This is a genomic window from Streptomyces sp. a15 (genome assembly GCF_059026085.1).
In genome coordinates this window covers 1-7494 of sequence record NZ_JBWLKM010000089.1, presented here as the reverse complement: position 1 = coordinate 7494, position 7494 = coordinate 1, and the positions used below count along the sequence as shown (strand labels likewise).

Below are 7494 nucleotides of genomic sequence, written 5' to 3'. Positions count from 1 at the left end.
GGCGCCGGAGGTGGGGGCGCCGGAGGTGGGGGCGCCGGAGGTGGGGGCGCCGGAGGTGGGGGCGCCGGAGGTGGGGGTGCCGGAGGTGCCGGGCGTGGGGTCCACGCCTTTTTCGGAGGCCGCCTTCTTGCCTGTACGACGAGGCCGCGTCTTCTGCACCGGTGCTCGCATTCCTGACTCGTGAGTACCCATGGGTCGGGCTACGCTCCGTCACTGACTGCCGACTCTGCGTACGCCCGGTACGGTCCCCGACCCTCCCAGTGCCGGTGGGCGGTGGTCGCGCATCACTGGGCCCGCCACCCGAAGGAGTGAACATCGGACCCGAGTTGGCGGGCAAGTTCCTCCGGCTCGTGCGACACCCTTGCACGGCGGGCCGGTTGGACGTCGGCGGCGGGCGGTGGCACTATTCGCCACCACGCCTTCCCGGAGCGATTCATTCCACCCCAAATCAGGCGCCTGACCTGCGCGAGTGCGTCGATTCGGCGGCTGATGCCAGCCTCTTGCGCACCTTGTGAAGGGCTCGTGCAGACTGGCCGGATGCGTACGGAACTTGTTTCGGAGCCCGGCGATCCGACCCGCCCCAACGAGGACTTCGCCGGCGTCGCCCTACCGGCTTCCGGGCTGGGCGGCGCGCTGGTCGTCCTGGATGGAGTGACACCCCCGCGGACTTCGACAGGCTGCCTGCATTCGGTTCCCTGGTTCGTGTCCCGCCTCGGCGGCGCCCTGACCGAACTGACCGTTTCCTGCCGAGATCTGACGCTGCCGGAGATCCTCTCGCGGGCGATCCTTCGAACAGCCGAGGCCCATCACACCACTTGTGACCTTTCTCACCCACGCACCCCACAGGCAACGGTGGTTGTGGCGCGCTGGTCGCCGGAGTCGGTGGAGTACCTGGTCCTGTCCGACTCGGCCCTGCTGGTCGAGTCCCCCGACGGCACGGTGACCCCCCACCTCGACGACCGCCTCGCCCTCCTCCCCCGCGCCACCCTGGCCACGGACGCCCTGATCGACGCGGAGATCCGCAACAAGGAGGGCGGCTTCTTCACGGCGGCGGCGGATCCGACGGTGGCGGGGCGGGTGGTGACGGGGGTCGTGGCGCGGGCTGAGGTCCGCGCCTTGGCCGCACTGACGGACGGGGCGACGAGGTGGGTGGAGACGTTCCGGGAGGGCGACTGGGGGGACTGCTTCCGGTTTGTACGCAAGGAGGGGGCGGGGGCGTTGGTGGAGCGGGTGCGGGGGCTGGAGCGGGGGGATGCGGAGGCTCGGGAGTTTCTGGGGCGGAGCAAGACGCATGATGATGCGACTGTGGTGTACGTGGAGCTGTGAGCCTTGCCGGGCTTACCGGCGGCTTCCTGGACGAAGGGGGTCCAGGCGCCGGCGGACACGACCAAGTACCGGTCCGCCGCTGACCTTGCTGTCACGGACCGGTATGAGGCTGGGGAGACCGCCGGCGACCTCGACGCACTTTCCGCCGACCGCATTCCTGTAGGAGGACTTACGCCAGCGCCCGGACTGCAGATGAATGCGTGCTGTTCATGGTGTGTAGTCCTACACAAGCTTCCACGCTGGAGCGACAAGGCCTCTCACCAGCCGCATCTTACGCAGTCGAATGGGGCACATAGCCGCCTCGGCGCCGCTGAAGGTATTCGGCGCCCCAGCCGAAGAACTCGTCCTCATCGTCAACCACGCAGGGCCAGCGCTCACACAACGCGGCCACCGCGACATCTGCAGCATCCAGTGAGCGATAGTCGATGCTGTAGCCGTTCCAAGGCCCGACAAGACCTTCTATGAAAGTTTGTTCATCAGGCTCATACTCTCTCTGGAGTTCACCATCCGAGTCCGGTTCGATCCATGCGACAGAATCCTCATGAGACACAGTGATCCGGCTGTCCCGGAACTCTGCGCTGATCCCGGATCGGCGCAGTTGGCCAACGATTTCCTCTGTCGTCACACCGCGCGGCATACACATGATGAGGGAGTTCATGGCGCTACCACCGCCAGCAAATCATCCAACGAAGTAATACCAATTGCGCCACGGTTATTCACTTCCTTGACCACGCTCGGCCGCAATTTCGGTCCGTACACAATAACCGGCTTGTCCGTACCTTGTTGTGTCCGGGTCACCTGACCTCCAGCTTTCTTTCCAGGACCCGCCTTCACTTGGATTACGGCATTCTTCAACTCAATGTCGAAGTCGGTCAAATCGGACCCGTCCGGGCGCTTTACCTTTACGTTGACGTCTTTGACCAGGCCAGGGTACTTCGCCTCGATGGCATTAGCGACATCGCCGACGAGCGGATCGTCCGAGGTGAAAGTTCTCGACCCGCTAGAGGTGCCGGAGGATTCACGGCTGGCTGCCCTGAGCGCCTTCCCCAGGCCGTCGTTAATACGCCCGATTCCATCCGCAGTACCGACCGCGCCGGCTGCGACCATTGCTACGCCCCCCACAGCCGCCGGGGCACCAGCAATGCAGCCCACACCGGTGAGGCAGACGGCAGCGCCGGCGATCGTGATGTCTCCGCCGAGACCCATCAGGGCCATGCTTCCGCCGACTTCGGCGGCGCCCCACCAGATCTCGGGTTCGTGGAAGATCGCAGAACCGTAGTTGACCACGGTATCCACGGCGCCCTGGAGCCACCCCGTGACCCCACCGCCGCTATCGCCACCGCTCTCACCTGATCCCGTGGACGCGGTGCCGTTGAAGCTCTCGTTGTTCTCGGCATAGACCGTGTTGGCCGACTTCTTCGGCTTCCCCGGCTCATGTCCAGGCGTGGTGTTTTCGTAGCCGGGCCCCGGCCGGGTCGGGCAGTCGATGTCCGGGCACAGGCCCGTCGGATCGGATGTCGTGGCCGGGCTGTTGTCCGCGTACGAGTAGCCGTTGAGGGATTGCGGGGCGCCCGGGGCCAGTATCGGGTCGACGCTGATGAACTGGCCGACGGCCGGGTCGTATTCACGGGCGCCGACATGGGTGAGACCGGTCGTGGTGTCTTCCGGCTTGCCGAGGAAGCGTTTGTCGTCCGGCCACGTCGTCGGCCTCGTACCGCGCGGGGCGCCGAAGGGGGTCGTGTAGCGCTTGGTGATGGCCCACGTGGTGGCGTCAAGCGCCAGGCTTGCCGTGCCGTGGGGATCGGTGGCCAGGAAGGTGAGTTTGGTACCGCTGGTGCCCGCCGTGCTCGTGCGGACCGCGATCGTCTGGCCGCCCACCGTGTAGTAGCGGGTGCCGCTGAGAGTCTTGGTCGTGCCCTTGGCCGTCAGGCGGACCTCGGTGTCGCCGACGTAGAGGACGGTGTCACCGTCTCCGCTCGCGCGACGGATGAGAAGGGCGCCATCGGCGTCGTAGAGGTAATCGGTCTTCTTGGTGCCTTCAGCGAGACTTGCGAGTTCGCCCTCGCTGTTCCAGGTGAGGGCTTGGGTGGCGCCGGCGCCGGGGCGACGCGTGGTGTTGCCGGTCTTGTCGTAGGTGTACGTGGAGTTCCTGGCGCCCGTGGTGTGGTCCAGGGGGTGGGGCTGGCCGTTCGTGGTGCCGTAGACGTAGTCGGTCGTCTGGTTGCCGCTCGCCGAGTTCTGCGTCTCTGTGTCGCATTGACCGGACGCGGTGTAGCCGTAGGACGTCCAGTACGGAGCGGCTCCGCCGAGGTTGGCCGTGGTGCGGCCCGTTGCGGCGCAGTCTGCCGTCTTGGGGGTCCACGCCTCTGTCATACGGCTGTAGCCGTCGTAGGCGAAGCACTGGTTGTCGGCCTGGGCGGTGCCGCCGAGGGTGCTGGCGTCGCTGATCGAGGTGACGTTGCCCGCGTCGTCCTGGGTGAAGTTGAGGTCCTGCGGCATGTGGCCGTGGGTGTCGCCAGTGACGTAGGACCGGGTCAGGCGGCGGGTGCCGTTCTCGTAGCGGTAATTGAGGTACGCCTTCTTCGCGGAGCTGGTCGAGTCCGTGCCCAGGGTGCGGGTCGTGACGTCACCGAGTTCCGAGTAGGCGGCGCCGAGGAGGTAGCCGGTGGTGCCGTTGACTGTTTTCGGATTGCCGAGGGTGTCGAAGGTGTTGGTGATGCCTTCCGAGGGCAGGCCTGCGACGGCCGGATCGCCGATTGCCGACAGTTGGTTGGCGGCGTTGTAGGTGGCGGTGAAGGTCATCGTCTGCGGGACGCCGGCCGTGACGAGGGGGTCGCTCGCCGGCAGGATCAGCTGACTGCTGGTGGCGTTGTACAGGCCGTCGAACTTAGTGATCTTCTTGACGTACGCCTGCCCGCTGGTCCCGCCGACGAGATGTTCCCGGTGCGTTCCAGCTTGATCGTGTAGGGATCGCAGTTGAACGACCACGTCTCGTGCGCGCGGAAGGTAGCGTGCAGAACATGCTTTCCGGCCAGGGCACTGGGGCTGAACTCGAAGTACATGCGGTTCACGTAGTTGTCGCCGCAGTAGTAACCGTCCGCGTTTGAACAGCGTCCGACGCCGTACTCACCGGAGAACTGGTAGAACTTGTCGCCGTCGGAGGACAGCACCGTGCGCTCCGAGCGAGAGAGTCCCACCGACGGGTCGATGTAGACCGGATAGACCGTGTCGTCGCCACGCAGCAGGTTCAGGTCAGGGGCGACGGCGATGCTGCCGTCGTCGACCTGGACGGGCAGGGTGGCAGTCGCGTCGCCGTCGCCCGGGTGCGCGGAGCCATCGTCCTCGGCCGCCTGCGCGTCGAGTTGCTCGGCGCCCTCCGCGTCCGCACCGGAGCCCGACATGGGCAGGGTCTGCGGCTGGACGCCGTCTCCCGGGCCTCCGGCCGAGTCCCACATCTGCCCCGCAGGTCCCGTGAACACCGCATTGCCGTCGGCATCGACCGCTCGCAGTCCGCCCGCGGCACCCGCGACCACGGACACACCCTCGCCGGCGACGGCGAACTTCAGCTGCTCCAGCGCGGGATTCTGCGCGGCCTCCGCAGACCTGACCCTCAGGACCTCGCGATATCCGTCCGGCATCGCCATCAACTGCAGATCGACCCCTGGCAGAACTTCCGCGTAGGTGGCAGTCGCGCCGTCCAGAGACGGCTCGGGCAGGTCACCACCAGGCCAGCGGACGGACAGCACCCGCCGGTTCTCCTCCAGCCTGACCATGTCCTCGGCGCCGCCGACAGAGAAGGAGGCATCCACAGCCGCATACCGCGGCCCGATCGTGCCGTCGGCCCTGCGTACCAGCGTCGTGTCGATGTCGTGCCACGCCCGAAGCGTCTTTCGCTCGCTGGGGCGACGTCGCCTGCCTCAGCGTGTAGGTGCCGTCCGGATTGGCGAAAGTCTGCGTGTATTCGGTTCGGTCCGCCGTCACTTCGACCGGCTCTCCCGATGCCGCGGCCTGCTCGGACGGCGTTTGCGGCGCCGACGTGTCGGCGTGCGCGGTCGGAGAGTTCACCACGGCCCAGCCGCCGACGAGCAACGTCCACGCCAGAAGTCTGGCAAGCGTGTGACGCGTCCGCAGATTCCACAAAAAACGGAATCCATTCCCCCACGTGCGATTTCACAGCCCCACCCCATGCATCACACAAGCACCTCAAATATGGCGGTGATCATAGGCGCGTCAAGCCATAAGAAATCAACAGTGATGCGCGTCACATGGCAGGATTTTATAGACTCAAGCGCCGAGAAAATGCGATTTGACCGATCAAAAATCTCGGCACCTGAATGAACAGCTAAATGATCTCATGGAAACATCAGGTGAATATAGAAAGCCGGCGATCAGCCGAAGATGAGTTCAGCGTCGCGGGAGAGCAGCTCGACGCTTCCCTCTCACCACCGGCCTGTGACGCTCCATTCGCGTCGGCCACCGAAGCCGCGCATCTCGTCGGGCGTGTACCGCTCGGCCCGCTTCGGCCACCGCCGATACATGGAAGCCGGTATATGACCAGGAGACGTCCGGGCCGGCCCCTTACTTCTCCATCCCCCGGTTCAACTGATGCAGCAATCGAGCCAGTTCGCCCACCTCGCGCGGATCCCAGTCCGCAAGCCGCCCGGCGTACCGCGCCCGGCGGGCCTCCCGTACCCGCCGTACCCGGTGGTGGCCCTCCTGGGTCAGTGCAACCAGCCAGGCGCGCCCGTCGGCCGGGTCCGGCTCGCGGGCGATCAGGCCGAGGTCCTCCAGGGCGCGCAGTTGGCGGGACATCGTGGCCTTGCCGACGCCGATGTACGCGGCGAGTTCCGTGGCACGCTGGCCGCCGCACTCGTCGAGGCGCACGAGCAGGCCGTACGCCGCTGATTCGAGGTCGGGGTGGACCTCGCGGGCCATCTCGCCCTGGTTGGCACGGGCGCGTCGTAGGAGAACGGTCAGTTCGCGTTCGAGTGCCAGGAACTGGGGCTGGTCCACACCGCTGGTGGACACGCCGGGCTCGGCTCTGCGTCCGTCGCCGTTTCCGTCTTCGTGCACGTCAGCCCCTGCCTTGGTTTTCCTCGTACTGAAAGTTTCCGCCGAACGCCTGTCATCGCCGCAGCTCCGTCAGTATTTCGCAGGGCTAGACCAACGGCAGCCTCTGGGCCCCTTCCGACCCGGCGTTCTACGTGCTTGACTTGCTCCTCGGGCTGAAGCCCGAGGATTCTGGCCTTCTCGATCGTTGCTGTGCCGCTACGCGGCACGGGCTTGGGTCGGGAATCCGTGGCTTCCTGTTTCTTCGCGCTGTGCCGGGATTGCTCCTGGTCTTACCGGCGCTCCGCAGGCTGATACCGCCAGTCCGGCGGCCGTCTTCACGTTGATCGCGGCATTGTGGTCCCGGTCGTGGACGCTGCCGCAGGCGGTACAGGTCCATTCCCGGACGTTGAGGGGTTTGGGCCCGTCCTTGACGCCACAGGTCGAGCAGGTCTGGGAGGTCGGTTCGAACCGGCCGATCGTGACCAGGGTGCGGCCGTACCGGGCCGCTTTGTACTCCAGCATGCTGACGAACGACGACCATCCGGCGTCGTGCACGGACTTGGCCAGTCCGGTGCGGGCCAGTCCCGCCACCGAGAGGTCCTCCACGGCGATCCCTTGGTTCTCGGAGATCAGCCTGGTGGAGAGCTGGTGGTGGAACTCGCGGCGGGCGTCGGTGACCTTGGCGTGGGCGCGGGCGACCTTCAGGCGGGCCTTTTCGCGGTTCTTGCTTCCCTTCTGCTTGCGGGACAGCTCCTGCTGGGCCTTCTTCAGCTTCTTCTCCGCGCGCCGCAGGAAGCGCGGGGAGTCGATTTTCGCGCCGTCGGACAGGACCGCGAAGTGTGTGAGGCCGAGGTCGACGCCGATGGTGCGGTCGGTTTCGGGCATCCGGGCCGCGTCGGCGGCGGGGTCGGTGTCGATGACGAAGGAGGCGAAGAACCTGCCGGCCGCGTCCTGGATGACGGTGCCGGAGGAGGGCGTGGTGGGCAGCGTGCGGGACCACTTCACTTTCACCGCGCCGATCTTCGGCAGGTTCAGGCGCCCTTTGTCGGTGATGTTCCAGCGGGCGTTGGCGGTGAACCGGATCGACTGCCGCTTGTCCTTGCGGGACTTGAAGCG

At 66.3% G+C, this 7494-nt stretch carries 6 protein-coding genes and 1 pseudogene; 1 reads left to right on the top strand and 6 read right to left on the bottom strand.

All coding sequences use genetic code 11. From position 1 onward, the window contains the following. Nucleotides 1-537: 537 nt before the first annotated feature. Nucleotides 538-1326 (top strand): protein phosphatase 2C domain-containing protein, encoded by a 789-nt coding sequence (locus AC5P09_RS43765; RefSeq protein WP_493879263.1) that lies wholly within the window; start codon nt 538-540, stop codon nt 1324-1326. A 12-nt stretch (nt 1327-1338) separates the two neighbouring features. Here the strand turns inward: AC5P09_RS43765 and AC5P09_RS43760 are convergent, their stop codons facing one another. The 6 genes and pseudogenes from AC5P09_RS43760 to AC5P09_RS43735 form a co-directional block, all read right to left on the bottom strand. Next, on the bottom strand, nt 1339-1518 hold the full coding sequence (locus AC5P09_RS43760) for a DUF397 domain-containing protein (RefSeq protein ID WP_493879281.1): 180 nt from the start codon (nt 1516-1518) through the stop codon (nt 1339-1341). 79 nt (nt 1519-1597) lie between these two features. Then, nucleotides 1598-1984, bottom strand: coding sequence for a hypothetical protein (locus AC5P09_RS43755; RefSeq protein ID WP_493879262.1), 387 nt, complete (start codon nt 1982-1984; stop codon nt 1598-1600). Further along, nucleotides 1981-4254 (bottom strand): annotated as a pseudogene (locus AC5P09_RS43750) (RHS repeat-associated core domain-containing protein); the annotation flags it as partial. The pseudogene AC5P09_RS43750 and the gene AC5P09_RS43755, both read right to left, overlap by 4 nt. Continuing rightward, entirely contained in the window at nt 4176-5135 is a 960-nt protein-coding gene (locus AC5P09_RS43745; protein ID WP_493879261.1) for a hypothetical protein, read from the bottom strand. The pseudogene AC5P09_RS43750 and the gene AC5P09_RS43745, both read right to left, overlap by 79 nt. A 769-nt stretch (nt 5136-5904) precedes the next feature. After that, on the bottom strand, nt 5905-6399 hold the full coding sequence (locus AC5P09_RS43740) for a MarR family winged helix-turn-helix transcriptional regulator (protein ID WP_493879260.1): 495 nt from the start codon (nt 6397-6399) through the stop codon (nt 5905-5907). A gap of 195 nt (nt 6400-6594) precedes the next feature. Next, nucleotides 6595-7494 (bottom strand): RNA-guided endonuclease InsQ/TnpB family protein (locus AC5P09_RS43735; protein ID WP_493879259.1); only part of this gene is annotated, 900 nt, incomplete at its 5' end.